The sequence below is a fragment of the Bradyrhizobium sp. S3.3.6 genome, assembly GCF_040546905.1.
Taxonomy (GTDB): domain Bacteria; phylum Pseudomonadota; class Alphaproteobacteria; order Rhizobiales; family Xanthobacteraceae; genus Bradyrhizobium; species Bradyrhizobium cytisi.
In genome coordinates this window covers 257,843-283,836 of sequence record NZ_JBEPOT010000006.1, presented here as the reverse complement: position 1 = coordinate 283,836, position 25,994 = coordinate 257,843, and the positions used below count along the sequence as shown (strand labels likewise).

At 64.8% G+C, this 25,994-nt stretch carries 25 protein-coding genes and 1 pseudogene; 16 read left to right on the top strand and 10 right to left on the bottom strand.

Annotated elements, in window-relative coordinates:
- The 9 genes and pseudogenes from folK to meaB all read left to right on the top strand — a co-directional run bounded on the left by folK (window position 1) and on the right by meaB (window position 8,959).
- Window positions 1-492: a 2-amino-4-hydroxy-6-hydroxymethyldihydropteridine diphosphokinase gene (gene folK / locus ABID59_RS19905; protein ID WP_148752041.1), complete on the top strand. Its 492-nt coding sequence runs from the start codon at window positions 1-3 to the stop codon at window positions 490-492.
- An 81-nt stretch (window positions 493-573) separates the two neighbouring features.
- Complete coding sequence (locus ABID59_RS19900; protein WP_354084472.1) at window positions 574-2,445, top strand: methylmalonyl-CoA mutase family protein; 1,872 nt, start codon at window positions 574-576, stop codon at window positions 2,443-2,445.
- Complete coding sequence (locus ABID59_RS19895) at window positions 2,442-2,906, top strand: GFA family protein (protein WP_354084471.1); 465 nt, start codon at window positions 2,442-2,444, stop codon at window positions 2,904-2,906. The genes ABID59_RS19900 and ABID59_RS19895 overlap by 4 nt, the downstream gene beginning before the upstream one ends.
- 32 nt (window positions 2,907-2,938) lie before the next feature.
- On the top strand, window positions 2,939-5,095 hold the full coding sequence (gene scpA, locus ABID59_RS19890) for a methylmalonyl-CoA mutase (RefSeq protein WP_354084470.1): 2,157 nt from the start codon (window positions 2,939-2,941) through the stop codon (window positions 5,093-5,095).
- Window positions 5,096-5,240: 145 nt separating this feature from the next.
- Window positions 5,241-6,057 (top strand): annotated as a pseudogene (locus ABID59_RS19885) (RsiV family protein).
- 120 nt (window positions 6,058-6,177) lie between these two features.
- On the top strand, window positions 6,178-7,167 hold the full coding sequence (locus tag ABID59_RS19880; RefSeq protein WP_354084469.1) for a tripartite tricarboxylate transporter substrate binding protein: 990 nt from the start codon (window positions 6,178-6,180) through the stop codon (window positions 7,165-7,167).
- A 124-nt stretch (window positions 7,168-7,291) separates the two neighbouring features.
- Window positions 7,292-7,606: a nucleotidyltransferase family protein gene (locus ABID59_RS19875; protein WP_148752047.1), complete on the top strand. Its 315-nt coding sequence runs from the start codon at window positions 7,292-7,294 to the stop codon at window positions 7,604-7,606.
- Window positions 7,607-7,951 (top strand): HepT-like ribonuclease domain-containing protein, encoded by a 345-nt coding sequence (locus ABID59_RS19870; protein ID WP_354084468.1) that lies wholly within the window; start codon window positions 7,607-7,609, stop codon window positions 7,949-7,951. It abuts the gene before it with no gap.
- A 21-nt stretch (window positions 7,952-7,972) separates the two neighbouring features.
- A complete protein-coding gene (meaB, locus tag ABID59_RS19865) occupies window positions 7,973-8,959 on the top strand; it encodes a methylmalonyl Co-A mutase-associated GTPase MeaB (protein ID WP_354084584.1) in 987 nt (328 codons plus the stop codon).
- A 77-nt stretch (window positions 8,960-9,036) separates the two neighbouring features.
- Here the strand turns inward: meaB and ABID59_RS19860 are convergent, their stop codons facing one another.
- A complete protein-coding gene (locus ABID59_RS19860) occupies window positions 9,037-9,939 on the bottom strand; it encodes a haloalkane dehalogenase (protein WP_354084467.1) in 903 nt (300 codons plus the stop codon).
- Between the two features lie 88 nt (window positions 9,940-10,027).
- Here ABID59_RS19860 and ABID59_RS19855 point away from each other — a divergent pair, with 88 nt between their 5' ends.
- The 3 genes from ABID59_RS19855 to ABID59_RS19845 all read left to right on the top strand — a co-directional run bounded on the left by ABID59_RS19855 (window position 10,028) and on the right by ABID59_RS19845 (window position 12,936).
- A complete protein-coding gene (locus tag ABID59_RS19855; RefSeq protein ID WP_354084466.1) occupies window positions 10,028-10,633 on the top strand; it encodes a CGNR zinc finger domain-containing protein in 606 nt (201 codons plus the stop codon).
- Between the two features lie 82 nt (window positions 10,634-10,715).
- Window positions 10,716-11,363 carry a pyroglutamyl-peptidase I gene (locus ABID59_RS19850; RefSeq protein ID WP_354084465.1) on the top strand — a complete coding sequence of 216 codons (648 nt, stop codon included), beginning with the start codon at window positions 10,716-10,718 and terminating at the stop codon, window positions 11,361-11,363.
- A gap of 202 nt (window positions 11,364-11,565) precedes the next feature.
- Window positions 11,566-12,936, top strand: a complete 1,371-nt coding sequence (locus ABID59_RS19845; protein WP_354084464.1) for a TIGR03808 family TAT-translocated repetitive protein — start codon at window positions 11,566-11,568, stop codon at window positions 12,934-12,936.
- Window positions 12,937-12,947: 11 nt separating this feature from the next.
- Here ABID59_RS19845 and ABID59_RS19840 read toward each other — a convergent pair whose 3' ends face one another.
- The 4 genes from ABID59_RS19840 to ABID59_RS19825 form a co-directional block, all read right to left on the bottom strand.
- Window positions 12,948-13,628, bottom strand: coding sequence for a TIGR03809 family protein (locus ABID59_RS19840; protein WP_354084463.1), 681 nt, complete (start codon window positions 13,626-13,628; stop codon window positions 12,948-12,950).
- A 490-nt stretch (window positions 13,629-14,118) separates the two neighbouring features.
- Complete coding sequence (locus ABID59_RS19835) at window positions 14,119-15,807, bottom strand: S8 family serine peptidase (protein WP_354084462.1); 1,689 nt, start codon at window positions 15,805-15,807, stop codon at window positions 14,119-14,121.
- Window positions 15,808-15,823: 16 nt separating this feature from the next.
- Window positions 15,824-16,516, bottom strand: coding sequence for a hypothetical protein (locus ABID59_RS19830; protein WP_354084461.1), 693 nt, complete (start codon window positions 16,514-16,516; stop codon window positions 15,824-15,826).
- Window positions 16,513-17,082 (bottom strand): sigma-70 family RNA polymerase sigma factor, encoded by a 570-nt coding sequence (locus ABID59_RS19825; RefSeq protein WP_027533902.1) that lies wholly within the window; start codon window positions 17,080-17,082, stop codon window positions 16,513-16,515. Before ABID59_RS19825 ends, ABID59_RS19830 begins: the two co-directional genes overlap by 4 nt.
- A gap of 437 nt (window positions 17,083-17,519) precedes the next feature.
- Between ABID59_RS19825 and ABID59_RS19820 the strand changes: the two genes are divergently transcribed.
- Together ABID59_RS19820 and ABID59_RS19815 are read left to right on the top strand one after the other, a co-directional pair.
- Window positions 17,520-18,677 (top strand): GGDEF domain-containing protein, encoded by a 1,158-nt coding sequence (locus ABID59_RS19820; protein ID WP_148752056.1) that lies wholly within the window; start codon window positions 17,520-17,522, stop codon window positions 18,675-18,677.
- A 60-nt stretch (window positions 18,678-18,737) separates the two neighbouring features.
- Window positions 18,738-19,850: a DUF2336 domain-containing protein gene (locus tag ABID59_RS19815; protein WP_354084460.1), complete on the top strand. Its 1,113-nt coding sequence runs from the start codon at window positions 18,738-18,740 to the stop codon at window positions 19,848-19,850.
- Between the two features lie 178 nt (window positions 19,851-20,028).
- Here ABID59_RS19815 and ABID59_RS19810 read toward each other — a convergent pair whose 3' ends face one another.
- The 4 genes from ABID59_RS19810 to ABID59_RS19795 form a co-directional block, all read right to left on the bottom strand.
- Entirely contained in the window at window positions 20,029-20,379 is a 351-nt protein-coding gene (locus ABID59_RS19810) for a LuxR C-terminal-related transcriptional regulator (protein ID WP_354084459.1), read from the bottom strand.
- Window positions 20,273-20,638 (bottom strand): response regulator, encoded by a 366-nt coding sequence (locus tag ABID59_RS19805; RefSeq protein WP_354084583.1) that lies wholly within the window; start codon window positions 20,636-20,638, stop codon window positions 20,273-20,275. Before ABID59_RS19805 ends, ABID59_RS19810 begins: the two co-directional genes overlap by 107 nt.
- A gap of 155 nt (window positions 20,639-20,793) precedes the next feature.
- The gene (locus ABID59_RS19800; RefSeq protein ID WP_354084458.1) at window positions 20,794-21,432 is read right to left on the bottom strand and encodes an NrsF family protein; all 639 of its coding nucleotides are present in this window, start codon (window positions 21,430-21,432) and stop codon (window positions 20,794-20,796) included.
- 2 nt (window positions 21,433-21,434) lie between these two features.
- Window positions 21,435-21,980 (bottom strand): sigma-70 family RNA polymerase sigma factor, encoded by a 546-nt coding sequence (locus ABID59_RS19795; protein ID WP_187434940.1) that lies wholly within the window; start codon window positions 21,978-21,980, stop codon window positions 21,435-21,437.
- 290 nt (window positions 21,981-22,270) lie between these two features.
- Here ABID59_RS19795 and ABID59_RS19790 point away from each other — a divergent pair, with 290 nt between their 5' ends.
- Window positions 22,271-22,936: a hypothetical protein gene (locus ABID59_RS19790; RefSeq protein ID WP_354084457.1), complete on the top strand. Its 666-nt coding sequence runs from the start codon at window positions 22,271-22,273 to the stop codon at window positions 22,934-22,936.
- A gap of 159 nt (window positions 22,937-23,095) precedes the next feature.
- A complete protein-coding gene (locus ABID59_RS19785; protein WP_354084456.1) occupies window positions 23,096-23,875 on the top strand; it encodes an enoyl-CoA hydratase in 780 nt (259 codons plus the stop codon).
- 3 nt (window positions 23,876-23,878) lie between these two features.
- Here ABID59_RS19785 and ABID59_RS19780 read toward each other — a convergent pair whose 3' ends face one another.
- Window positions 23,879-25,738 carry an acetyl-CoA hydrolase/transferase C-terminal domain-containing protein gene (locus ABID59_RS19780; protein WP_354084582.1) on the bottom strand — a complete coding sequence of 620 codons (1,860 nt, stop codon included), beginning with the start codon at window positions 25,736-25,738 and terminating at the stop codon, window positions 23,879-23,881.
- Between the last annotated feature and the right edge of the window lie 256 nt (window positions 25,739-25,994).

The window sequence follows — 25,994 nt, the reverse complement described above, 5'->3', positions numbered from 1 at the left end:
ATGGCGAGCGTGCTGATCGCACTCGGCGGCAATGTCGGCGACGTCCGCGCGACATTCCGCAAGGCGATCGCCCATATCTGCGGCATGGCGCAAGCCACGGTGATCGCGCGTTCGTCGGACTACACCACGCCGCCCTGGGGCGACGAGGACCAGGATCCTTTCATCAATGCCTGCGTCGAGATCGAGACCGACCTCGATCCGCACGCGCTATTGTTCGTCATGCAGAAAGTCGAGCAGAAGTTCGGCCGCACGCGCGACAAGGATCGGCGCTGGGGTCCGCGCACGCTCGATCTCGACATGATCGCCTATGACGATGTGTCGTTTCAGAAGCCCGACCTGACCCTGCCGCATCCGCGGCTGTTCGAGCGCGCCTTCGTGCTGGTGCCGCTGGCCGAAATCGCGCCCGACCGCGTGATCTCGGGCATCCGCGTGCGTGACGGCCTCGCCAGCGTCTCGACGCAAGGCATTGAGCGGCTTCCGGATACCGGTTAACCAAAAACAACCGTTTGCAGGGACGGCCGGCCGTGGCAATTTCGCCTGCGAATAACGAGACGTTTGGGAGCCCTTGGCCGTATGACCTCCGTGACTGACAATCTGCCGCTGGCGGCCGATTTTCCCAAGGCGACGGACGCGGACTGGCGCAAGCTGGTCGACGGCGTGCTCAAGGGCGCGCCGTTCGAGAAGCTGGTCGGCAAGACCTATGACGGCGTGAGGATCGAGCCGCTGTATCCGCGCGCCAAGGACGCTGCGCTGGTGGCAGGACGGCCGGCGGCAGCGCCGTGGCAGATCATGCAGCGGATCGAGCATCCCGACGCGGTGGCCGCGAACGCGCAGGCACTGACCGATCTGGAGAACGGGGCGACAGGGCTTTCGCTCGTGTTCGCCGGCAGCAATGGCAGCCACGGTTTCGGCCTGGAACCAACGGCCGATGCGGTCGCGAAAGCACTGAAGGACATTCATCTCGATGCCGGCATCGGCATCGAGCTTCAGGTCGGCCCGCAATCGCGGATGGCGGCGATCCATGTCGCGGAATATGTGAAGAGCAACGGCATCGATCCTGCAGCCTGCGACATCCGCTTCGGGCTCGATCCGCTCGCGGCCTGCGCGGTGTGGGGCCACAGCCCCTACACATGGGAAGAGATCGTTCCCGCCGTCACCGGCGGCATCAAGGGCCTTGCCGCGCTTGGCTTCAAGGGACCGTTTGCTTCCGCCGATGGTCGCGTGATCCATGATGCCGGCGGATCGGAGGTGCAGGAGCTCGCCTTCGTGCTCGCCTGCGGCGCCGCCTATTTGCGCGCGATCGAAGGCGCAGGCGTCCCGCTGGAGCAGGCGCAAGACATGGTCTATGCGCGGCTCTCAGCCGATGCCGACCAGTTCCTGACCATGGCCAAGTTCCGTGCGCTGCGGCTGCTCTGGGCGCGCATCGAGACGGCGTGCGGGCTCATGCCAAAGCCGCTGTTCATTGCCGCCGATACGGCCTGGCGCATGCTGACGCAGCGCGACCCCTATGTGAACATGCTGCGCGCGACCATGGCGACGTTCGCGGCGGGCCTTGCGGGCGCGAATGCCATCACCGTACTGCCGCATACGCTGGCACTCGGGCTGCCCGATCCGTTCGCGCGGCGCGTGGCGCGCAATACGCAGCTTCTGCTGCTGGAAGAAAGCAACCTCGCCAAGGTCAGCGATCCCGCAGCAGGTGCAGGCGGCATCGAGACGCTGACGGCGCAGCTCTGCGAGGCCGCCTGGGCGCTGTTCCAGGAGAGCGAGAAAGCGGGTGGCGCCTTTGCCGCGCTTCAGCAGGGCGTGTTCCAGAGCAATGTCGCAGCCGCACGAAAGGCGCGCGATGCCAACATCGCAAAGCGCCGCGAGGTGCTGACCGGCGCCAGCGAGTTTCCGAACTTGCATGAGAGCGAGACGGCGGTGCTGAAGGCGACGCCGGTCGCGCTCGCACCCTATGGCGAACAGAAATACAAGTTCGACGCGCTGCCGCCGATCCGGCTGGCGGAACCGTTCGAGGCGCTGCGCGACAAATCCGACGCGGCGCTGAAGGCACGCGGCGCGCGGCCAAAGGTGTTTTTGGCCAATCTCGGCACGGCCGCCGATTTCACCGCGCGCGCGACCTTTGCCAAAAGCTTCTTCGAAACTGGCGGCATTTTGGCCGTCGACAGCGAGGGCTTCGCCGATCCGGCCAAGCTGGCGGGCGCCTTCAAGGCGTCCGGTGCCGAGCTTGCCTGCCTGTGTTCCCATGACAAGGTCTATGCGGACCATGCCGAAGCCGCCGCCAAGGCCCTGCAAAGCGCGGGCGCCAAACATATCTATCTGGCAGGCCGACCGGCAGAGGCCGAGGCGGCCCTGCGCAAGGCGGGCGTTACCGGCTTCATCTTTGCCGGCGCCGACGCGCAAGCCATGCTGGGCGACGCCTATCGACGGATGGAACAGGCATGACCGACGCAACCAAGACAGTTCTGAGTGGCGGGTGCCAATGCGGTGCCATCCGCTTCGCGGTCTCGGCGGCACCCGCCAAGATTAGCATTTGTCATTGCCGGATGTGCCAGAAGGCGACGGGCGCGCCATTCGCCTCCTATGCCGACATCGAGAAAACCGACTTTGCCTGGACCAAGGGCACGCCGTCGGCGTTTCAATCCTCCTCGATCGCGATGCGCGATTTCTGCGCTGCCTGCGGCACGCCGCTCAGCTTCCGCCGCATCGATGGCCCGCGCATCGAGATCATGACTGGAACCTTCGACCGCCCGGATCACGTCGTACCGACACGGCAATATGGAACCGAATCCCGGCTCGGCTGGGTCGTCGGTATCGCCAACCTGCCGAGCCAGACCACGCAGCAGAATTACGGACCGGAGAAGATGGCGACCATCGTCGGCCATCAGCATCCGGACCATGATTGAGCGCCCGAAGCGCCCAACTGTGAGTTGAAACCATGAGCCGCATTCCAAACTTTGCAGACATTGCCTTCGAGCGGACCGCAACCGCCGCCCCGACCGGCAGCGCCGAGCCGTGGCTGACGCCCGAGGGCATTCTGGTGAAGCCGGCCTATGGCGAGGCCGATCTGGCCGGGCTCGATTTCCTTGATACCTATCCGGGCATCGCGCCGTTCCTGCGTGGCCCCTACCCGACCATGTATGTCAACCAGCCCTGGACTATCAGGCAGTATGCCGGCTTCTCCACTGCGGAGGATTCCAACGCGTTCTACCGCCGCAACCTGGCGGCCGGACAGAAGGGCCTCTCGGTCGCCTTCGATCTCGCCACCCATCGCGGCTATGACAGCGATCATCCGCGCGTCGGCGGCGACGTCGGCATGGCCGGCGTGGCGATCGATTCCATCTACGACATGCGCACGCTGTTTGCGGGCATTCCGCTCGACCAGATGAGCGTCTCCATGACCATGAACGGCGCGGTGCTGCCGATTCTCGCGCTCTACGTTGCCGCCGCCGAGGAACAAGGCGTTCCGCCGGAGAAGCTCTCGGGGACTATTCAGAATGACATTCTGAAAGAGTTCATGGTGCGCAACACCTATATCTATCCGCCCGCGCCCTCGATGCGGATCATCTCGGACATCTTCGCCTTCACCTCGCAGAAGATGCCGAAATACAACTCTATTTCCATTTCCGGCTATCACATGCAGGAGGCCGGTGCGACGCAGGATCTCGAGCTGGCCTATACGCTCGCCGACGGCGTCGAATATCTGCGCGCCGGCCTTGCCGCAGGCCTGGATGTCGACCGCTTCGCTCCGCGCCTGTCGTTCTTCTGGGCGATCGGCATGAACTTCTTCATGGAAGTCGCCAAGCTGCGCGCCGCGCGGCTGCTCTGGGCGAAACTGCTCAAGCCGTTCAATCCCAGGGATCCGCGCTCGCTGTCGCTGCGCACGCATTGCCAGACTTCTGGCTGGTCGCTGACCGCGCAGGATGTCTTCAACAACGTAATGCGCACGACGGTGGAGGCAATGGCGGCCACCCAAGGTCATACCCAGTCGCTGCACACCAATGCGCTCGATGAAGCCTTGGCACTGCCGACCGATTTCTCGGCCCGCATCGCCCGCAACACCCAGCTGTTCCTGCAGCAGGAGAGCGGCACCACCCGTATCATCGATCCCTGGGGCGGCTCCTATTATGTCGAGCGGCTCACGCGCGACCTCGCCGCAAAAGCCTGGAGCCACATCCAGGAGGTCGAGGAGCTCGGCGGCATGGCGAAGGCGATCGAGGCCGGCGTGCCGAAGCTGCGCATCGAGGAGGCCTCGGCCAAGACCCAAGCGCGCATCGATGCCGGCAAGCAGGCGGTGATCGGCGTCAACAAGTACAAGCCGACTGACGAGGCGCCGATCGACGTCCTCAAGGTCGACAACACCAACGTTCGCCGGCTCCAGATCGACAAGCTGGCGCGGCTGAAATCCGAGCGAAGCCAGACCGACGTCGAGGCCGCGCTCGCCGCGTTGACGCGCTCGGCTGGCGAAGGCAACGGCAATCTGCTCGCGCTCGCAATCGACGCGGCACGGGCCAAGGCGACCGTCGGCGAAATCTCTGACGCAATGGAGAAAGTGTTCGGCCGGCACCGCGCCGAGATCAAATCCATCACCGGCGTCTACAAGCGGGAGGCGTCCAGCATGGGCAATCAGGTCGAGAAGGTTCAGGCGCTGATCGACGCGTTCGAGGAGGCCGAAGGCCGCCGCCCGCGTATCCTGGTCGCCAAGATCGGCCAGGACGGCCACGACCGCGGCCAGAAGGTGATTGCCTCGGCTTTCGCCGACATCGGCTTCGATGTCGATATCGGGCCGCTGTTCGCCACCGCGGACGAAGCCGCAAGACAGGCGGTCGAGAACGACGTCCACATCCTCGGCGTCTCCTCGCTCGCCGCCGCCCACCTCACCGCCGTACCGGAGCTCAAGGCCGCGCTGAAGAAGCAGGGCCGCGAGGACATCATGATCATCGTCGGCGGCGTGGTGCCGCCGCAGGATTACGACGCACTCTATGCCGCCGGCGCGGAAGCCATCTTCCCGCCCGGCACGGTGATCGCGGACGCAGCCGAGGAGCTGATCCGCAAGCTGAATGCCCGGCTCGGGCATAGCGAGGCGGCGGAGTAATTCCGCCGCCGTGGGGGCCTCCTATCAACCTCGCGGGCGCGCTGCCGCGACCAATCTTCACGTCCTAGCGTTCGCGCCGCGCGTTCTGCGCCGGTTCATGTTGCGATCGCTACGCTCACGCCGATGTCCGAACGTCGCAGAATTGATGGATATTGAAGTGACATATCATCGTGCAAATGTGCGGGCAGGATTGCTCGCGAGCCTTTTTGCCGTCGCGACGATCGGCCTTGCCTCGCCCTCCCTCGCCGCCGCCCCCAAGCCCGACGCCGTCGTCAAAAAACAGAAACATCGAGGCGCGTGTGTTCCTTGATGACAGGATCAAGGCCGACACGCCACTCGCGGCCGATTGCCTCGCTGACGGCAAGAAATGGCTCGACAAGAACGCGGCTGACGCTGCGACCTCGCGAAAGCAGGATCCGCAATTCTTCAAGGACGGCGGTTGGGATTTCGAGCGCAAATATTCGATCCGCTCCGTCGTCGCCGACCGCTATGTGAGCATCCTGCGTGACGACTACATGGACACCCATGGCGCCCATCCCAATTCGGATGTGAACACGGTCCTGTGGGACAAGTCCGAGAGCAAGCGCATCTCGATCCGCCCGTTCTTCACCGAGATGGCCGATGGCAGCCCCGCCATGAAGACGATCGCGAAGGCCGTGATCGCCTCGCTCAGAATCGAGAAAAAGAAGCGCGACTCCAGCGAGACCGCGACCAATGAATGGTTCAAGGGCGTCGAGCCGAGCCTGCTCAAGATCGGCGCCGCGACGCTCGCGCCGTCGACCGAAACAGGCAAGAGCTCCGGCCTCACCTTCCATTATCCGCCCTATGCGGTCGGCCCCTACGCCGAGGGCCAATATGTCGCATTCGTTCCGTGGGAGACATTTAAGCCCTATCTCACGCCGGAGGGCACGCGCATCTTCGGCGGTGCGCGGCCAAAAGGCGACGCTGACGAGCAGCAATAAGTTCCGACGGAACACTTGCTCAGGGCGCCGTTGGGCGGCCGCTTGCGACATCCATGCAAAGCCGCGTAGCATATTGCATTGACGCGAGCCCGATTCCCGAGGGCGCCGCCGGGACCATTTATGCCAGGAATCACGCGCCGCATTTTCGCGGCTTCTTCTGTGGCTGCCGCCACGTCCGCCCTCCTCTCACCTGCGCGCGCGCAAGCCTATCCGGCGCGGCCGGTAACCTTGATCGTGCCGTGGGGTGCGGGCGGCGGCACGGATGCGACCGCGCGCATCGTCGCGACGCTGCTGGAGAAGGAGCTCGGCCAGCCGTTCAACGTCGTCAACCGCATCGGCGGATCCGGCGCCGTCGGCCATGCCGAGATCGCAGCCGCAGCGCCGGACGGCTACACGATCGGCACGCTGACCGTGGAAATCGCGATGTTGCATTGGCAAGCCCTGACGCAGCTGACGCCACGGAATTTTACGCCGCTGGCGCTGGTGAACGAAGATCCGCCTGGCGTCCAGGTATCGACGTCCTCGCCATACAAGACGGTGAAGGAGCTCATGGACGCCATCAAGCTGGCGCCTCCGGGACGGTTCAAGGCTTCAGGCACCGGACAAGGCGGCATCTGGCATCTCGCCCTTGTCGGCTGGATGCAGGCGATGGGATTGCCGGCCAATCAGGTCGCCTGGTCAGCGTCGAATGGCGCAGCACCGGCCATGCAGGATCTGGTCGCGGGCAGCCTCGATCTCACCACCTGCTCGGTGCCCGAAGCGCGCGCCACCATCGAGGCCGGCCAGGCCCGGAGCCTTGCGATCATGGCGCACGCGCGCAATCCGATCTTCCCCGACGTCCCGACGCTGAAGGAGACGCTCGGCGTCGATTATTCCACCAGCTCATGGCGCGGGATCGGCGGCCCCAAGGGCTTGCCTCCAAATATCGCCACCACGCTGACCGCGGCCTTGAAGAAGGTGTACGATTCCCCCGCCTTCAAGGACTTCATGACCGGACGCGGTTTTGGCACCGTCTGGTGCGATGCCGGTCAGTTCGAGACCTTCATGGACCAGGCGAATAGCCAGATGGGCCAGGCGATGAAAGCGGCCGGTTTTGCGAAAGCGCCATGAGATTTCGTGCCGAACGCAGAAATCGCGGCACCATTCTTTAAGCCGAGCCTTGCCTGCCCGCCGGAGCGCCTAACGGGCTCCGACGGCGCTGGGCTGGTTGACGACCCTGTGCTAATATTTGGCCATGACTGATGTCGTAGACATTTCAACCCAGACGCTCATTGAGAAGCTGAAGGAGCTTGCACCCGCCTTGAGGGCTTCCGGCATTACGCGCCTGTACCTGTTTGGATCCCGTGCGCGCGGCGACGCACGGCCCGATAGCGATCTGGATATTTTGATCGAGACGACGTCGCGCGAGGAATCGCCGCGGTTTGACCATTTCAAAGCCCTCCACTTGATTGAGGAACATCTGGGACTTCAGGTGCAAATATCGATGCGAGATTTGCTGAAACCGCGTATGGCAGAGCGGATCGCGGATGACCTGATCGAGGTATTCTGAATGCCGCCGACCGTGGAAGACCGGCTGCGGGATATTCTGGAAGCCATCACTGACATCGAAAATGCCGTGAGGGACTTTACCTTCGATCAATTTGTCGCCGAGAAAACGACCCGGTTGGCGATCGAACGTCTTCTCGAAATCATCTGCGAAGCGTCGAGATTCATCCCCGACGATCTTAAGCGGGCCGAGCCACATATCGACTGGCGCAAGATGATCGACTTCGGAAATCTGCTTCGTCATGCCTATCACATGACGAAGGCCGAGATCGTTTGGGACATCGTTCAAATCCACCTTCCACCAATGAAATCTTGCGCTGAAAGACACATTCGCATGTCGGGCCGTTAGCGGCTGGATGCGAAGACCATGATGACCAATAGCAAGACCATCAACATCACCGCCCTCGCCCGCGAGCTCCGCACCGGCCATCGCGCGGCGCTGGCGCGGGCCATCACGCTTGTGGAGAGCCGGCGCGGCGATCATCAGGCGCAGGCGCGCGAGCTGGTGCAGATGCTCCTGCCCGATACCGGCAAGGCGGTTCGCGTCGGCATTACCGGCTCGCCCGGCGTCGGCAAATCCACCACCATCGATGCGCTCGGGACCTATCTGATCGAACAGGACAACAAGGTCGCGGTGCTCGCGGTCGATCCGTCCTCGGCGCGCAGCGGCGGCTCGATCCTCGGCGACAAGACGCGGATGGCACGGCTCGCGGCCTCCGACGATGCCTTCATCCGCCCCTCGCCGTCGTCAGGCACACTCGGCGGCGTCGCGGCCAAGACGCGCGAGGCGATGCTGCTGTGCGAGGCGGCCGGTTTCGACGTCGTGCTGGTCGAGACCGTCGGCATCGGACAGTCCGAGACCGCGGTCTGCGATATGACCGATTTCTTCCTCGCGCTGATGCTGCCGGGCGGCGGTGACGAGCTGCAAGGCATCAAGAAGGGCCTCGTCGAGCTCGCCGACATGATCGCGATCAACAAGGCCGACGGCGACAATCTCAAGCGCGCCAATATCACCGCGGCCGACTATCGCAGCGCGCTGCACATCCTGGCGCCGAGGTCCGCGCATTGGCATCCGCCGGTCGTCACCTATTCGGCGCTGGCCGGCACCGGCATTGCCGAGCTCTGGCAGAAAGTCCTCGAACACCGTAAGGCGATGAACGCGTCCGGCGAGTTCGGCGCACGCCGCCGCGAGCAGCAGGTGAAGTGGATGTGGTCGATGCTCGAGCAGCGCATGCTGGCGCGGCTGCGCAGCGAGGCGGCCGTCCGCGCAAGGGTGAAGAAGATCGAATCCGAGGTCGCCGACGGCCACCTCACGCCGGCGCTCGCCGCCGAGGAGATCATGAAGCTCCTGCATTGAGGCCGCTTCACCGCTCCCCAGTGCGGGAGGGATGAAGCGAAGTCCGCGCTCGCGACCCAACGCAATCTCGCGATTGCCTAACTGATCTGGCCGGCCAGCACCTTCGAGACGAAGCGCGCGGTCGCCTCGCCGACCTCCTGAGGCGCCTCCTCCTGCAGGAAGTGCGATCCCTTCACCAGGACGGTCTCTTGGTTGGGCCAGGCTCTGCAGAACTCGCGCTGTGCGCCGATCAGGAAGCCCGCCGGCTCGGCATCGATGAACAGTTTCGGGATCCGGTTCTTCGACATCCAATCCGCATAGGCCTCGACGATCGCGACCACATCGGCAGGCTCGCCCTCAATCGGCAATTCGCGCGTCCAGGTCAGCATCGGCTGGCGGCTCGGTCCAGGATTGCGGAAATAGCGGCGATAGACCTCCAGCGCCTCCGGCGCGATGTGGCGCAGCGGCAGCAGATATTCGATGAACAGGTTCTTCTGCAGGATCAGGTCCTCCCCTTGCGGACTCCGTTGGCCCTGGAAGAAGGCGCGCGTCGCGTCAGGCCATTCGTCCCAGGAGCGGAACGGCCGGACGATGCCTTCCATGTAAACGATCGCCTTGACCCTCTCCGGGTGGCGATGGGCCCAGTGAAAGCCGAGCGCGGCGCCCCAGTCGTGCACGACGAGGATGACATTCTCGGTCAGGCCCAGCGCATCGAACCAGGCGTCGAGATAGCGTCGGTGATCGACGAAGCGATAGGAGCCGTTCGGCGCCGCGCCCGAATTGCCCATGCCGACGAGGTCGGGCGCAAGGCAGCGGCCATAGGGCAAGAGATGGGGAATGATGTTCCGCCAGAGATAGGACGGCGTCGGAACGCCGTGCAGGAACACGATGGGATCGCCCGCGCCGACATCGACATAGGCCATCTGGGTATCCAGTACCTCGACGTATTTCCGGTAGGAGGCTTCCTCGGTCGAGATCGGGGGATGGTTGACGTGCAACATGATGAAACTCCGTTCTCTCGTTGGACACCACTAAAATAGAAATACTGGCGTCTTGAATCAACCAGCAAAAGCGATTAAATGGTGTTCGATGTCGAAAGAATCGCGCAAGTTCCAAGTCCCCGACGCATTGGCGAATCTCTACGATTTCGCCAACACGCTGGATCTGCGGCACTTCACCCATCACGGTGTTCAGCATCGGCAGGCGGACGGGCTGCAAAATCTCACCGCGCTCGGCGAGTGGATGCGCGAGCACGGGCTGATGGAACGTACCGCTGCGCCATCGCAGAAGACCTTCGAGGCGGCCTTGCGGCTGCGCGCCGCGATCCGCGACTACCTCAAATGCGAGCCGGCGGAGCGCGATCGCAAACCAGCCGTCACCGCCCCCCTCAACGCCGCGATGGAGCCGTTTGCACTGCGTGTCGCCGTCATCGGCAAGGATGGTTTTGCACTCAGGCCGGCGATGAGCGATGCGCAAGCGGGCCTGTCGGCGATCGTCGCCGAATTGTACGACGCGGCCTCGGCCGGCACGCTCGAGCGGCTGAAGATGTGCGCCGCCGATGAGTGCCAGCGGGTGTTTTTCGATCGCTCGAAGCCCGGCACGCGGCGCTGGTGCCAATCCAACTTGTGCGGCAACCGGGAAAAGACGCGGACCTACCGCGAGCGCCACAGGCACGATGCCGCATCGGAGATCTGACGACCCGCGAGCTTGGAAGACGGCTGGTCCCGGTGTTTACTGGATGCCAGCGTCCCCGACAGGATCGAGAGGATCATATCCATTGTCCGATAAGCTCCGCGTTCTCGTCACCGGCTTCGGGCCCTTTCCCGGTGCGCCGCATAATCCGACCCAGCCGCTGGTGGCGCGGCTGGCGCAACTGCGCCGTCCCGCGTTCGATGATGTCGAGCTATCGCGCCACATCTTTCCGGTGACCTATGCTGCGGTCGACCGGCAATTGCCCGAGGTGCTCGCGAAAGTGAAGCCGGATGCGCTGCTGATGTTCGGCCTCGCCGCCCGCACGCCGTATCTGCGGATCGAGAGCCGCGCGCGCAACGCCGTCACCATGCTGTGGCCCGATGCCGCCAACACCCGCTCGAGCAAGCGCGGCATCGCGGGTGATGCGGACGCCATGACGTTCGGCCCGCACACGGCAAGGCTCTTGCGCGCCGCACGCCTCACCGGCATCGATGCGCGGCCCTCGCGCGACGCGGGGGGCTATCTCTGCAATTATCTGAGCTGGCGCGCGATCGAGAACGTCAGGGGCGGCGGGCCGGGGCTCGCGGCGTTCATCCACATTCCCCTGCTTGCGCGCAGCGGCGCGATACGGCGCAAAGGCGCGCCGCGGATTACGCTGGACGAATTGGTGGATGCCGGGGAAGCGATGCTGATGGAGATGGTGCAGCTCGCAAGGAAGGCACGCGTTTCGTAGGGTGGACAAAGGCGCCCTTGCGCCGTGCCCACCATGCAACGATATGCGCGGCGACAATGGTGGGCACGCTACGCTTTGCCCGCCCTACCGCACCGCCCGTTGCGTAAACATTTAACCCTACCGCGAACAATCCTCACGGCGCTCCCTGCCCTGCGCTACCTAATCTCCGCGGACACCTCCCGCGTCCGCCAAAGGACGCGTCATGGACCTCAATCGCCGTCATCTCATTGGAGCATCGACCGCCGGCATCGCCGGTGCGCTCGCCATGCCTGTTGACGCCGCGCGCGCGGCGCCGCTGACGTCCACGCTCGGCCGCGATGCGACCCAATACGGCGTGCGGCCCGGCAGCAGCGAGGATCAGACCCGCGCGCTTCAGCGCGCGATCGACGAAGCCTCGCGCGCACAGATGCCGCTGGCGCTGCCGCCCGGAATTTACCGAACCGGACTGCTGCAGCTGCCGAATGGCGCGCAACTGATCGGCGTGCGCGGCGCGACAAAGCTTATCTTCACCGGCGGGGCCTCAGCGATCCAGAGCGACGGATCGGACTCGATCGGGCTGACCGGCCTCACCTTCGACGGCAGCGGCATTCCGCTGCCGACGCGGCGCGGCCTGATCCACGTCCTCGGTGGCCGCGACGTCCGCATCGCCGATTGCGAGATCACCGGTTCCGGCGGCAGCGGCATCTGGCTCGAGCAGGTGTCCGGCGACATCTCCGGCAATATCTTCACCAACATCGCCGTGACGGCAGTGGTCTCGTTCGACGCCAGGGGCCTCAGCGTGTCCCGCAACACCATTGTCGGTGCCAATGACAACGGCATCGAGATCCTGCGCACCGCCATCGGTGACGACGGCACGCTGGTCGCGGACAACCGCATCGAGGACATCAAGGCCGGCCCCGGCGGCTCCGGTCAGTACGGCAACGCTATCAACGCCTTCCGCGCCGGCAACGTGGTCGTGCGCGGCAACCGCATCAAGAACTGCGACTACTCCGCCGTGCGCGGCAACTCGGCCTCCAACATCCACATATCAGGCAACAGCGTCAGCGACGTGCGCGAGGTCGCGCTTTATTCCGAGTTCGCGTTCGAGGCCGCGGTGATCGCCAACAACATTGTGGATGGCGCCGCCATCGGCGTCTCCGTCTGCAATTTCAACGAAGGCGGCCGCATCGCGGTGGTTCAGGGCAACATCATCCGCAACCTGATCCCGAAGCGGCCGATCGGCACCGCGCCCGACGACGATGCCGGCGTCGGCATCTACGTCGAGGCCGACGCCTCGGTGACAGGCAATGTGATCGAGAACGCGCCGTCCTACGGCATCGTCGCCGGCTGGGGCAAATATCTGCGCGACGTCGTGATCGCGGGCAACGTGATCCGCAAGGCGCTGGCCGGCGTCGGCGTCTCCGTGGTGCCGGGCGCGGGCACCGCGCTCGTCAACAACAACATGATCTCGGAAACCCCGCGCGGCGCCGTGGTCGGCCTCGATCATGCGCGGGCCGTGACGGCGGACCTCTCGGCGGACGGCGCCCAACGCTTTGCGCAGGTGGTGGTCGGCGGCAATGCGGTGCGGCAGTAGACGGGACGCCCCTAGAACGTATTCCGCAGCAGCGGGTACTTCGCCTGGATGCCGTCGAGGCTGAAGGTGAATTCGACCACGCGCTCGGGGGCCGCGACGATTTCGGCGGCGGGTGGCGAGAAGGTCTGCAGAAACGAGGCGATCGACGCCACCGGCGCGGCTGGCGCCATCCGAACGACCGGCGCAGGCGGAGCGGCCGGCGCCGTCGGGGCGACCGGTGCAGTTGGGGCGGCCGGTGCGATCGGTGCCTCGACGATTTCGGCGAGCACGTCCAGCTCGGGCTCGAGTCTGACCGGAACGGCGGTCTCGGGCGCGATGTGCACCGCCTTGGGCTGCAAGGCCTTGGGCTGCAAGGCCTTGGGCTGCAAGGCCTTGGGCTGCAAGGTCCGGAGCTGCAAGGTCTGGGCCTGCTCGCGCGGAAACACGCGCGGCATGGTCGCGGGTGACCAGCCGAATGCGGAGGTTACGCTCGCGGCCGCCGCGGCGACGTCCCCCCCATTCGCAAGGGCGCGCCAGGTCTGGACCGCGCGTTTGGCTTCCTGGATGTTTTCGAGGAATGCGAGTTCGGAGTGATAGCGGCGCCAGCGTCCGGTCTCGAACATTTCAGAGAGATGTTCCAGCCGCTGTTCGGCGAGAGCGCACCAGCGTGCTGCAAGCTCGCGGCTTCCAGCCGCGCTTTGGCGATGAGTCATAAATCAGCCCGTCAGGAGAAGATACGGACGCGACGCAACGCACACGAATCAATTTAAGAGCGACATGAATATTTTGTGGAAAAGTTTTGACTTGTCCAGCAACGACACGGCTGTCGTCTCGAAAGACCGTAGTCGTGCGGAGCTTTCAGGGCTTTTCGAGTCAAGCTCCACGCAAGCATAACGGACATAACGGACTTGCCACGTTCCGCTACGGAGTCGTCACGACGGTCGCGCCCGCGGGCTCAACCGCAAGCTGATTTCGCATCACGCTTCAGGAAATCGGACGCCCCAAAAAGAGAAGACCCGTCCGGGGGGACAACCGGACGGGTCAAGCCATATGGGCGCTTGGGGTGGATGGGCGCTCGCGCCTGATATGACTGATGGGGAGGGATGACCGCTCCCACATAAATTGGTCGTGGCAGCCGGCTGAACGTTCAAAGCGGGGTTCGATTTTTTAACCTTTGGCCGACGCGCAATGTCGTCGCAGGCGCTATCTTGCCGCCGGCCTATCCACCTGAGAAACCGTGGATTTATCGCCCGCGCTCGACAGCGAGGGCTGCTCGATAGCGCGTATGCCGGGGTCGTCACGGCGCTTCTCGGCATCTTCACGTTTAGTTGTACCGGACGCAGCCGCGACCGGCGTTGTGCTGTCGGCCGGAACGGCCATGACCGCGGCAAACGCATCGGGCTCACCGTCGCCGAAGAGATCATCACGCCCGGGTGAACCGAGATCACGCGCGGTCTTCGCCAGCGTCATGCGCAACGCTTCCGGCTTCAGGGCATAGTTGCGCTCGAGCAGCAACGCCGCGACGCCGGAGACATAGGCCGCCGAGAACGAGGTGCCCGACGTCATCTGGTATTTGCCATCCGGCGCCGGCAGGAAGATGTCGACGCCCGGCGCCGCCAGCGCGATGTAATTGCCGCGGTTGGACGCGGTGAACAGCTTGTCCTGCTGGTCCGTCGCACTGACCGCGATCACGTTGGGATTGGCGGCGGGATAAAGCGGCGGCGATTTGGCGCCGGCGTTGCCGGCGGCCGCGATCAGCACCAGGCCACGCGCGGCAGTTGCCGCGATCGCACGCTCGATCACGGCGTCCTTCGGACCGGCAAAGCTCATATTGACGATCTGGGCGCCGTGCTCGGCTGCGTAATTGAGCGAGCGCAGGACGATGTAGGACGAGCTCTCGGCGCTGCCGTTGGTGCCGCCGAAGGCGCGAATGGCGATGATGCGCGCTTCCGGCGCGCTGCCCATCAGCTTCGCATGGGCCACGATGGCCCCCGCAATGCCGGTGCCGTGGATATGGGGGCCTTCGCTGCTGCCGAGCGCGTCGAAATTGTCGGCGATGGAGTTGGCGAGTTCGGGGTGCCTGGCATCGATGCCGGAATCGATCACGGCGACCGTGACATTGGCACCGTGCGCCAGCGTATGGGCTTGCGGCAGGCGCAGCTTCGACAGCGCATATTGCGCCGGATCGCCCTCGGTCGGCACCGCCGACTTCTGGTCCTGGAGCACGTAACGGAAGTTCGGCTGGAGCGAACGCACGCTGCCGTCGGCGGCAAATTCGCGCCGCACCGTCTCATACGGCCGGCCGTCGGCGATGCGGAACAGGCCGACCGTGGCCCCGATCAGCGGAAAGCTTTCCGAAGAGACGCGCGTCAAGCCGTGGCGCCGCGCAAGCTCATCGGCCTCGGTCAGCGACAACGCACTGTCGATCTCGGCCACGAACTCGTTGGCGAAGCTGCGCAGATTTACGGCGACCGACGTATTATTGCCCCGCCCCTTGCCGGCACTCTTCCTGGCCGATTTGCCGGAGCCGTCGCCGCCTCCGCTCGCCTGGGCCAGGCACTCGCCGTCGGCGTCGCGATAGGCTGCCGTGCAGGCCGGGTAGAGGTTCGGCGAGTAGCGCGCATAGGGCAGCACCGGCGTCAAGCCGATCCGTGCCGTGGAGATATGCGGGATGGCGGGGGTGACCCGAGGACCGCGGTCGACGCTCATCACCCTGGCCGCGACACCCGGAGAGATCGTCGGCGTCCGCGAGGGAACACTGATGGCCGGCGTGCGCATGATCGCCTGGGCGTGCGTCCCCTCGATGCCGAGGCAGGCGGCGAGCAGGAGTGCGGCTCCGGCAGACGAAGCGTAGGCCCCGGCTCGCAACTGACTCTCGGACTTGCGCGTCATTGGTGCAGCGGCGCGGTTAAGGCGCCGCCACGGCGAGGTTGACGAACTTCTCGCGCTGCATCCTGCCGAGCAGCGCAGTGAGCTCGTCCTGGCTCATCGCCTTGTCGAACTGCAGACGGAACATGCCGCCCCTGGCATCGCCGATGATCGAGGCCTGGTAGCTGTCGAGCAGCGCGGTGATGTCGGCGACGCGCGCCTCGGGCGTGAAGCGCACCAGCGCCCGCGAAGGTGCTGCCGCCCCGAGCTCGCGCGTGATCGGTGCGCCGGTCGAGAGCGATGCGGTCTGGAAGGTCGAGGTCTGCGTCTTCATCAGCACGGCGCCGATGATGCCGGCCTGGAGCACCAGCGCAATGGCGCCAAGGCTCGCCGACCAGGCCAGCGCGCGCGGCGACAGGCTGGCGAAGAAGGTGGCAATGCGCGCCGACAACGGCAGCGAACGGGTCGCCCGCGCCGGCTCGGCGTCAATCGCGGCGAACAGCTTCTGCATCGCGCGCGCCGACGGAGCGCCAAGGCTCTCGTTCAAATGAATCGTCTCTTCGTATTCGCCACGGATCGCCGCATACTGCCTGGCGAGCGCAGGATCGCTGGCGAGCGCTTCCTCGACGCGGCGGGCATCGCGGGCGTTCAGCGTGCCAGCAGCGTGCCACGGCAGCAGCAATTCAATTTCACTGGGCTCTTGCTCCAGCATCTTCTTGCTCAACGCCATCATGGCCAGCCTCGCTCAATGCCGGCTGCCTTCAGCAGTTCGGCCAGTTTCTTGCGCGCATAGAACAAGCGCGTCTTCACAGTGTTCTCCGGGATCCCGACGATCTCAGCCACCTCTTCCACGGACTTCTCGTGGTAGTAGACGAGATCGACGATTTCCCGATGGTCCGGCGAGAGGCCCGTCAGGCACTCCCGCAACGCTTCACTGGTGTTCTTCTTCTGAACCGCCGTCTCTGGATTGTCGGACGAATCCTCGATTGCATTGGCGGCCTCGTCGTCCAACTCAAAATCCTTTCGGCGCCGAAGCGCTGACAGGGCCTTGAATCGGGTGATTGCCAGCAGCCAGGTGGAAACGGCGGATCGGCCCTCGAACTTGCCGGCTTGACGCCAGACGTCGAGAAATACCTCGCTGATGAGGTCTTCCGCCGTCTGCTCGTCCCGCACGAGCCTGAGCCCGAACCTGTAAACCCTGACATGGTGCCGCCCGTACAGCACCTGCATGGCGAGCCGGTCACCTTGGGCGATCCTGGCGATGAGGACCTCGTCCGTAGCCGCCTGTGTCACGCTCAAAGGCCGTCTCGCAAGGTTTGTCGGGTCGATGCAGGGGACGGTTCGACGAGAGGGGTAAAATTCTTCAGGCTACCGCACTGATACGGGGATCTGTGTGATCTACCCCACATAAGCGCAATTTCCTTGTCCCACCCGTGGCGGTCGGCCGCTTCTCTCCAGAACGGTAACATAATACGGAAACACTCTCTTGCGGACTTGCCGTGAGCCGGCCATGCGGCCCGGCCGAGCCCCGTCCATAACACGGCCCTGTGCACCTTGTGTCGCACGGGGCCGGCTTTGGTCCGCGATATCGCCTGCGATGCCTAACCGGCTGCAAAATTCCGCGCGGCACGAACCCTTCACCCGCGCCGCGTTCCCCGGATTCGGTGCAAAAGGATACCAAACCTAAAGGCTTGCCACGTAGATTTTTTCGGCTGACATCCACCATTGGCGGGACCATGAGCACGGCCGCGACGTCCTTTCCGGAGAGGAATGCCGCAGAGGTCGCGGATCTCGTCCTCGCACCCGAAGCAGCCGCACCGGAGATGTTGGCGCGGCGGATCCGGCAGCGCCGGCAGATGTATATCGGCCAGGTCGCGAGCTATTCGCTCGGCGGCCTTGTCCTGCTGCTCTACGCCTATGACGGCACCGTCCACATGAACGTTCCGTCGCTGTTCTGGGTCGGCGGCCTCCTGATCATCGGCATCTTCGTCGTGATGTCGGAGGCCGGCGTCGGCGACAAGCACGCCGACCATTATCTCACGGTGTTCCAGATCTCGGCGCATATGGCGCTGCAATTCATATTCCTGGTGTCGGCGCCGACGATCGGGATCGCCTTCATCAGCGTGCTGTTCCTGATCTTCGCATTCGGCACGCTGCGCATGACCTCGGCCCAGGCGATGCTGACCTGGGCCCTCGCCTCCGCGGCGCTTGCGGCCGTGTTCCTCGGCTCGGACCTGCCGATCGGCATGCCGGTGGCGACGCGGTTGCAGCGGACCGCCTCGATGCTGTGCTTCATGCTGGTGATCGGCCAGTGCGCCTTCCTCGGCCTGTTCGGCGCCACGCTGCGCAAGATCCTGTACCGGCGCAGCATCGAGCTGAAAGCTGCTTATCGGCGCATCGAGGAGCTCGCCGAGCTCGACGAGCTGACCGGCTCCTACAACCGCCGCTGCATCATGCGACTTCTCGACGCCGAGATGGAAAAGTCGCGGCAGGCGGCCGCACCTTGCGCCATCGCACTGATCGACCTCGATTGGTTCAAGCGCATCAACGACGCCTACGGCCATCCCGTCGGCGACGAGGTGCTGCGCACCTTCGCCATCACCATCTTCGCCAACATCCGGCCCGACGACCGTTTCGGCCGCTATGGCGGCGAGGAATTCCTGCTGCTGCTGCCCGGCACCGCAAACGAGGCCGCATCGCGCATGCTCGAGCGGCTGCGCGGCATCATCGCCGATCTCGACTGGAGCGCATTCTCGCCCGGCATGAGCGTGACCATTTCCGCCGGCGTCGTGACGCTACGCAACAACGATACTGCCGACACGTTTCTCGCGCGCGCCGACAGCGCGCTCTATTCCGCCAAGGCACAAGGCCGCAACCGCATTGCAACGAGCTGACCAATCCATTTGCCGGAGCGTGAGAAGACGCCGCCGGACCAATCGCTCCAGGACAGGGCCATGAGAACCAAAACCGCCAAATCATCCGAAAACCTGCTCGACGAATTGCAGTCCGCACTCTCGCACGGCACCGTCGCGCGCCGGGTCGAGACGCTGCGCCGGGTCACCGACCTCTTCATCAACAACGCGGTGGATTATTCCGACGACCATGTCCGCGTCTTCGACGACGTCTTCCAGTGCCTGATCGAACAGATCGAGACCTCGGCGAAAGCGCTGCTCGCCGACCGCCTCGCGACGATCCCGGCCGCACCGCCCAAAATCATACGTACGCTCGCACTCGATGAGGTGATCGAGGTCGCCGGTCCCGTACTGACGAAGTCGGAGCGGCTCGACGAGACCACCCTGATCGAGATCGCGCGCAGCAAGGGCCAGGCCCATCTCAAGGCGATCTCGCTGCGGCGGGTGCTGTCGGAGGCGCTGACCGATGTGCTGGTGGCACGCGGCAACGAAGACGTGGTGCAGTCGACCGTCAGCAATCCGGGCGCGCAGCTCTCCGAGGGCAGCCTCACCGACCTCGTCACCCGCGCCGCGCGCGACGATGACCTCGCCGCCTGCATCGGCCTGCGGCCCGACCTGCCGCGCCATCACTATCTGAAGCTGATCGCCAAGGCCTCCCTGAGCGTGCGCAGGAAGCTGGAGGCGGCCCATCCGGAGCTCGCCGACGAAGTGTCGAGCGTGGTCCAGGAAGCCGCGCAGCGGATCCGCGCCGCCGCCATGAGCCGGCAGACCGAGATGGCACGCGCGCTGGTGAAGTCACTCCACGACGACGGCCGTCTCAACGAATTCCAGGTCACGGCCTTCGCTGAACAGGGCAAGTTCGATGAGACCAATGCGGGGCTCGCAGCGCTCGCCGGCGTTGCAGTGGAGACCGTCGAGAACATGATGATCGAGAGCCGGACCGAGGGCGTGATGATCCTCGCCAAGGTCGCCGGAATGCAATGGTCGAGCGTGCGCGCGATCATCGCCATGCGCGAAAAGCTGTCCGGCGGCTCGCAGACCGACATACTGACGCTGCGCGATACCTACGAGGCCCTGCGCAGCTCGACGGCGCAGCAGGTGCTGCGCTTTCACCGCATGCAGCGGGGTGCGACGAGCCCAACGCCGGCCGCTTAGCCGGCGAGCTCCTCAGGACATATGCTGCCGCCAGGGAGATCAGGATGTTGGCGACCACCACGCCATAGGAATTGCGATACAAGAGCTCGACGAGCGCCCCGCGTATCTTGTCCTCTTGCATCGAAACCTCTCCGCGCGCCGGCAGGTGCGGCGGCTTCGTTTGCGAGTTGCCGTTGCGCTAACCGGATGGAAGGCCGAGACGAACCGCGTAGGCCGTCAATTCGGCGCCACTGTGCAGATCGAGCTTCCGCATAAGATTCTCGCGATGTTTCCGGGCAGTCAGCGGGCTGATGCCGAGACGGCTGGCGATGTCGCGATTGGTGACGCCATGAGGGATCATTCCGAGGATTTGCCGCTCACGCCTCGTCAACGTAACCGGAGATATGATCGCTGCCGTGGGCTCCGGGGTTTCGTTCGGGCCGTCATGCTGGTTCACCGCAAAGCGAACCTCCTCCGCCACATAGGCGCTGCCTGTTCTGATGGCCGCGATCGCAGCGATGAGTTCGGATGGATCGCCGCCCTTGGTCAAATAGCCATTGGCGCCCGCGGAAAAGGCTGCCCGAACGGAACGTGGCTCGACATTGGCGGTGAGCCCGCAGCTCCGGCCATGCCGTTCTCAGTTGGGCTATGAACTGAAATCCGCTCACACCCGGCATGCCGAGATCGAGGATGAGAAGATCGGCGGAGTTTTCGTTCAGCAGCTGATGAACCGCTTCAGCGTCCGCCGCTTCACCACTGACAGTAAGCTCGTCCACGGTCGACAGAAGCTGTTTCAGGCCTTCCCGCATGATGGCGTGATCGTCGGCAATGATCGTCCTCACCAGTCTGCACCTGTGTCGCGCCCGCCCGTAACGGTATTAGGATATCAGTCAACTCCAATCAAGGATGCAGCGGTCGAGATGAACGGTCACAGGCCGAAGACAATTTAGAGTAACCACGCTGTCTAGTAGCGCAGCACTTTGGAGCCAACCGCCGCGCCGATCGCGGTCACGACCGCCGTCGCGATCGTGTACCAGGTCGCGACGAACAGCGGCGAGTCGTCGGTGCAGTGCGAGGCGTAGAGCGTGGCGGCGAGCCCGGCCGACAGCAGGCCAGCAAGCGCACCGGCAAACGCCGGCCGCGACGGCGCGCCGTGGCGCAGACCAAACAGGGCGCCCGCGAGCAGCGGCAGCGACATCGCGGGAATCGCCAGCATGCACCACCGCGAGTTCTTGCCGACGAGCCGCATCGTCATCGGCATGGCCGGCGCCATCATCGCCTCGCTGCCGATCGCGACTGCAAGCAGCCCGACGGGGAGCAGCAGGAGCCAGCCCCAGCCGCGCATCAAGGCTTCGGGCCGCGACAGATGCAGGCTGATGATGATCGCGGGAATCGCGAGCGACAGCGTGACTGCGAACTTCATGTCGAAGAACGGGTTGTGCATGGCGCTCATCACGTCCGGCCGCACGCCGAGAAACGTCGCGAAGATCAGGATGGACAAAGGCGCCGCCACGAGAAGTGCCATGGTCAGCATCGCGCCGACACGCGGGGCGCGATGGGTGTTATCGGCCGCAAGGCTACGAATGAGTTGATCGGTATCCATGACTAGTGGTCCCGTAGTTTGGCAGTCAGGGCCGAAAGCCCCCGATGCAGTGCGACCCGCACGGCACCTTCGCTCATCGAGAATTTCGCCGCCGTATCCTTGATCGAGGTGCTGTCGACCGCGATCGACTGCAACACGTCGCGTTGGCGCTGCGGCAGGGTGTTGAGCTGCGCCGTCACCTCGCCCGCCGAGGCCGTCTCCTGCGGCGTCTCGCCGGGCAGCGTCTCGGCGAAATCGTCGATGTTGACGAAGACGCGCCGGCCGCGGCGCCTGAGCGCATCGATCAGCTTGTTGCGGCCGATCGCGAACAGCCAGGGAGCGAAAGGCGCTTCGCTGTCCCAGGTGTGCCGCTTCAGATGCACCGCCAACAAAATCTCCTGCACGATATCCTCGGCCTGATCGGGTGGCTGCCCGGCCCTTGCCAGGCCGCGCCTCGCGGCAGCGCGCAGCACCGGGGTGACCGCCCTCAACAGGCGATGATATGCCGCATCATCCCCTGCCATGGCCGACCGCATCAGGCCGGTCCACTCGTCCTCACGTCCGCGCACGCGCGCCCTCACCATTGCAATTCGGCCGCTCTTTCAATTTGTTACGGCGGGACCTGCGTGATCACGAAGTCGTGATCAACGCTGGGCCCTGACCGCAAGGCAGCCGCAGAAACTCTGTCAGGGGCTCATAACACCGATCGGTCTCTGCCGCACCCGGCCGCGTCTGTACCCCACCGGTTTGCCCCGGTTTTGCCCGGTCTGGCCCGAAGATTCCCATTTTTTGCCCCGCTGTCGTCATGGGCCGGGGTCTCTGTTCGCCCCGGGACGGGCGAATTGGGGAGATCGTCAACATGATGAAAGCCAGCGGACGCGCGGCATTGGTCGTTCTGGCCGGACTATTGCTGCTGTTTGGAGCTTCGGTGCAGGCCGCGCCGAGCTCTGCGAGCACGAAGCCGGACGGCGCAAGCAAACAGGCCGAAGCGGACAAGCCGGGTAAGCAGCGACGCCATTCGTCGCGCCACACCGACAGCAAGACGGCGCAGAAATCCGACGACAAGACTGACAAGGCGGATGCCACGCCGCAGGCCGACCAGGCCAAGGCTGGCAAAGAGGCCAGCACCGACGTTCCGGCGTCGAGCCAGATGCCCCCGGAAGTCGCCAATGCGAACGCGCAGCTCGCCGCCGACACGCCGCCCGCGGCCGCAGCCTCGGCGATGACGGGCCGCGCCAATGACAATGTGCAGGCCGCGGCCGACAGTCCCGCCGCTCCGGGCGCCGAAAACCAGGTGGTCGCGCCCGACCAGCTCAACGACCTCGATCGCGCCCTGCAACAGGACAATCCGCCCGTGCAGAAGGCGGTGGTCGCCGCAACCGACGCGCAGCCGCGCCCGGCGCCGGTGATGGCAAGTAGCCAGCCGAGCTCGGCCTGGGACCAGAGCTCCCTGATCGGGAAGATCTTCATCGGCGTCGGCACGCTGCTGACGCTGGCCTCCGCCGCGCGCATGTTCATGGCCTAGGTCTTGGCCCAATTCTTGGCCTAGGTCTTGGCCCAAGTCTTGGCCTAACGGCTCATTTCGGGGCGCGCGCTACCCGCGCGTCCCGGCGGCTTTTGGCCCCCTTGAAGGCATCCGCGACAGCAGGCACATTGCCCGCCCAATCAAAAGCGTGGGTGGAGCATGAGCACGTTCGAACACATCATCGTCGAAAGCAAAGGCGCGGTCGGCATCATCAAGCTGAACCGGCCGAAGTTGCTCAACGCGCTCTCCTTCGGCGTCTTTCGCGAGATTGCCGCCGCCGTCGACGATCTCGAAGCCGATGACGCCATCGGCTGCATCGTCGTGACCGGCAGCGAGAAGGCCTTCGCCGCCGGCGCCGACATCAAGGAGATGCAGCCGAAGGGCTTCATCGACATGTTCTCCGAAGATTTCGCCGCGATCGGCGGCGACCGCATCGCGCGCTGCCGCAAGCCGACCATTGCAGCGGTCGCCGGCTATGCGCTCGGCGGCGGCTGCGAGCTCGCCATGATGTGCGACTTCATCATCGCCGCCGACACTGCCAAATTCGGCCAGCCCGAGATCACGCTCGGCACCATCCCCGGCATCGGCGGCACCCAGCGCCTCACCCGCGCGATCGGCAAGTCCAAGGCAATGGATCTCTGCCTCACCGGCCGCATGATGGATGCGGCGGAGGCCGAACGCAGCGGCCTCGTCAGCCGGATCGTGCCCGCCGACAAGCTGATGGACGAGACGATGGCGGCCGCGGAGAAGATCGCCGCGATGTCACGCCCTGCCGTCGCAATGGCCAAGGAAGCAGTCAATCGCGCCTTCGAGACCACGCTCGCCGAAGGCATGAGCGTCGAGCGGAATCTGTTCCACTCGACCTTCGCGCTCGAAGACCGCTCCGAGGGCATGGCGGCGTTCATCGAGAAGCGCAAGCCGGTGAACAAGAACCGGTAGGATCTACGGGGCGCGGCTCTGTGCGAGGGCCGCGCCGACGAGGGCGCGATAGAAGCGCTCGGCCCACGTTTTTGGTTGATCGAGCCCGAGGCGTGCGAGACACGCCTCGTCGGCCGTATCCTGCTTTCGCGTCAATCCCTGCCACAGCAGGCCTGCCAGCGCGCGCGATGAATGTTGCGCGCCCTGGAGAATCTCCAGCGCTGGAATGAGGCGCTGCTCCACCTCGGTGAAATCGCAGCCGAACGGGAACGACGGCAAGAGCCCGGCGTCTCGCGCAGGCTTGAGCGCCGTTGCGATCCGCTCGGGATGATTTTCGCGGTGAACCGCCGGAATCTCGTAGCCCCGCGGCAGTTTGCCGGCGTCCTTTGCAACCCGCGCCAGCTCGTCCTGGAAGCGCGAGTCAGCGATATCGAGCACAGCCGCGATCACGTCGGCGTCCGGCTTTCCCTTGAGATCGGCAACGCCGTATTCGGTGACGAAAACATCGCGCAGGTGGCGCGGAATCGTCTCGTGTCCGTAGCGCCAGAGGATGTTGGATTTCAGCGTACGGCCCGCTTGCCGCGTGGCTTCAAGCGTCAGCACCGATCGCGCACCGTGAAGCGCGAAGGCCTGCGCCACGAAGTTGTATTGCCCGCCGACGCCGCTCACGACCTGGCCGTCGTCGAGGCCGTCGGATACGGCCGCGCCCAGCAGCGTCGCCATCATCGTGTTGTTGATGAAGCGTGCATCGACGCGTTCACGGCGCTTCCGATCCTCCTCGCCATAGAGCTCGTTCGTGAACGACACCGGCATCATCTGGATGCTCGCGATCTGGTCCGGCGGCATTTCGCGCAACGCGCGATAGAAGGATTTCGGACCGAGAAAGAAAGCGCCGTGCAGCACCACGCCTTCGACGGCGCGCTTGAGAATGCCGGCGTCGATCAGGCCGATGAACGCCTCGGTCACCATCTCGCTGACACCGTAGAGGCCCGCCTCGAAGGCGCCGGCTTCCTGCGCAACGGCTGGTCGCGCCGGAGACAGCCGCGCGACGACCTCATGAAACGCTACGCTATTGCGATGGCGCAGGATCAGGCCTTGCGCGAGCGCATCGCCGATCTGCCCGATGCCGATCTGAAGCGTACCGCCGTCGCGCACGAGGGATGCCGCGTTCAGTCCGATGGCGTATTTGGTATCGGAGATCGGCTCCGACGGCGGCGCAAACAGGGGAAAATCGGTAGCCGTGCTGTCCAGCACGGCGCTGAACTCGTCGGCTGGAAGATCGCCAGGGCCCGGCATGAACGGCAGCTCGGAATTCACCTGCGCGATCAGCTTGAACGACGCACGTCCGGCGCGGCGCTCACGCAGCACATCCAGCGTCGTATCGGTGTTACAGGACAGGCTGTAGCGCGGCACGCCGTCGACGACGCGCTTGGCCACCAGCTGTGTCACCACGTTCATCCCGCGCGCGAGCAGATAGCTCGCCGCATGGGTGTAGTTAGCCGAGATGTAATTCTGCTGCGCCGCCGGCACGTGCAGCCAGCGTCCAGCAAGAAAGAAGAATTCGACCACGTTGATGTTGGGCGGCAGCCGATTTTCGCGCAGCGCCTCGGCATAGGCCAGATCGGGATACAATCCGAACAGGCGGTCGATCACGGGCGTGATGAACCGGCGTTCGATCAGGGCCTGCGGCTTCGGCTTTTCCAGTGTCAGCGCCGACAGCAGTGTCAGCTTGATGTAAGGATCGGCACTGGCCCGCGCGTAGAGTGCGTTGACGACGTGATTGGCCTTGCCGAGGCCGAGCGGCAGACCGACCACCAGATCGATTCCGACGTCGCGAATGATCTCCTCCGCAAGCGCATCGGGATCGGAGAAGAATTTCGGCATCATCCGTGGGTCCGGACCACATTGCAAAGGCGCCCGACGGAATTGGCAGGCGCCGCCCGTCCCCTATAGCGCATTCGAGCCGGAATCGCTGTGTGACGCACCTGCAACAAGCACGGATTTCATGGGGGTTTCCTCCGCGGCAGTTTGCCTGCGAGACCGGCGCTGGGTAAACAGTTAAGAGAGCCGCCGTCGGCGGGGGCGGACAGCCAGGATTTTTGCGGGATTACATGATTGGGCGTACCGCCAGAGCTGGTCG

What these genes read in the sequence shown, in the direction of transcription:
- ABID59_RS19805 (WP_354084583.1), bottom strand. Translation starts at nt 20,638, where the DNA reads ATGCGGGAAGGCCTGAAACAGCTTCTGTCGACCGTGGACGAGCTTACT.
- ABID59_RS19875 (WP_148752047.1), top strand. Translation starts at nt 7,292, where the DNA reads ATGACTGATGTCGTAGACATTTCAACCCAGACGCTCATTGAGAAGCTG.
- ABID59_RS19855 (WP_354084466.1), top strand. Translation starts at nt 10,028, where the DNA reads ATGTCGAAAGAATCGCGCAAGTTCCAAGTCCCCGACGCATTGGCGAAT.
- ABID59_RS19830 (WP_354084461.1), bottom strand. Translation starts at nt 16,516, where the DNA reads ATGATGGCGTTGAGCAAGAAGATGCTGGAGCAAGAGCCCAGTGAAATT.
- scpA (WP_354084470.1), top strand. Translation starts at nt 2,939, where the DNA reads ATGAGCCGCATTCCAAACTTTGCAGACATTGCCTTCGAGCGGACCGCA.
- ABID59_RS19870 (WP_354084468.1), top strand. Translation starts at nt 7,607, where the DNA reads ATGCCGCCGACCGTGGAAGACCGGCTGCGGGATATTCTGGAAGCCATC.
- ABID59_RS19835 (WP_354084462.1), bottom strand. Translation starts at nt 15,807, where the DNA reads ATGACGCGCAAGTCCGAGAGTCAGTTGCGAGCCGGGGCCTACGCTTCG.
- ABID59_RS19815 (WP_354084460.1), top strand. Translation starts at nt 18,738, where the DNA reads ATGAGAACCAAAACCGCCAAATCATCCGAAAACCTGCTCGACGAATTG.
- ABID59_RS19895 (WP_354084471.1), top strand. Translation starts at nt 2,442, where the DNA reads ATGACCGACGCAACCAAGACAGTTCTGAGTGGCGGGTGCCAATGCGGT.
- ABID59_RS19780 (WP_354084582.1), bottom strand. Translation starts at nt 25,738, where the DNA reads ATGCCGAAATTCTTCTCCGATCCCGATGCGCTTGCGGAGGAGATCATT.
- ABID59_RS19800 (WP_354084458.1), bottom strand. Translation starts at nt 21,432, where the DNA reads ATGGATACCGATCAACTCATTCGTAGCCTTGCGGCCGATAACACCCAT.
- ABID59_RS19900 (WP_354084472.1), top strand. Translation starts at nt 574, where the DNA reads ATGACCTCCGTGACTGACAATCTGCCGCTGGCGGCCGATTTTCCCAAG.
- meaB (WP_354084584.1), top strand. Translation starts at nt 7,973, where the DNA reads ATGACCAATAGCAAGACCATCAACATCACCGCCCTCGCCCGCGAGCTC.
- ABID59_RS19860 (WP_354084467.1), bottom strand. Translation starts at nt 9,939, where the DNA reads ATGTTGCACGTCAACCATCCCCCGATCTCGACCGAGGAAGCCTCCTAC.
- folK (WP_148752041.1), top strand. Translation starts at nt 1, where the DNA reads ATGGCGAGCGTGCTGATCGCACTCGGCGGCAATGTCGGCGACGTCCGC.
- ABID59_RS19840 (WP_354084463.1), bottom strand. Translation starts at nt 13,628, where the DNA reads ATGACTCATCGCCAAAGCGCGGCTGGAAGCCGCGAGCTTGCAGCACGC.
- ABID59_RS19845 (WP_354084464.1), top strand. Translation starts at nt 11,566, where the DNA reads ATGGACCTCAATCGCCGTCATCTCATTGGAGCATCGACCGCCGGCATC.
- ABID59_RS19880 (WP_354084469.1), top strand. Translation starts at nt 6,178, where the DNA reads ATGCCAGGAATCACGCGCCGCATTTTCGCGGCTTCTTCTGTGGCTGCC.
- ABID59_RS19820 (WP_148752056.1), top strand. Translation starts at nt 17,520, where the DNA reads ATGAGCACGGCCGCGACGTCCTTTCCGGAGAGGAATGCCGCAGAGGTC.
- ABID59_RS19785 (WP_354084456.1), top strand. Translation starts at nt 23,096, where the DNA reads ATGAGCACGTTCGAACACATCATCGTCGAAAGCAAAGGCGCGGTCGGC.
- ABID59_RS19790 (WP_354084457.1), top strand. Translation starts at nt 22,271, where the DNA reads ATGATGAAAGCCAGCGGACGCGCGGCATTGGTCGTTCTGGCCGGACTA.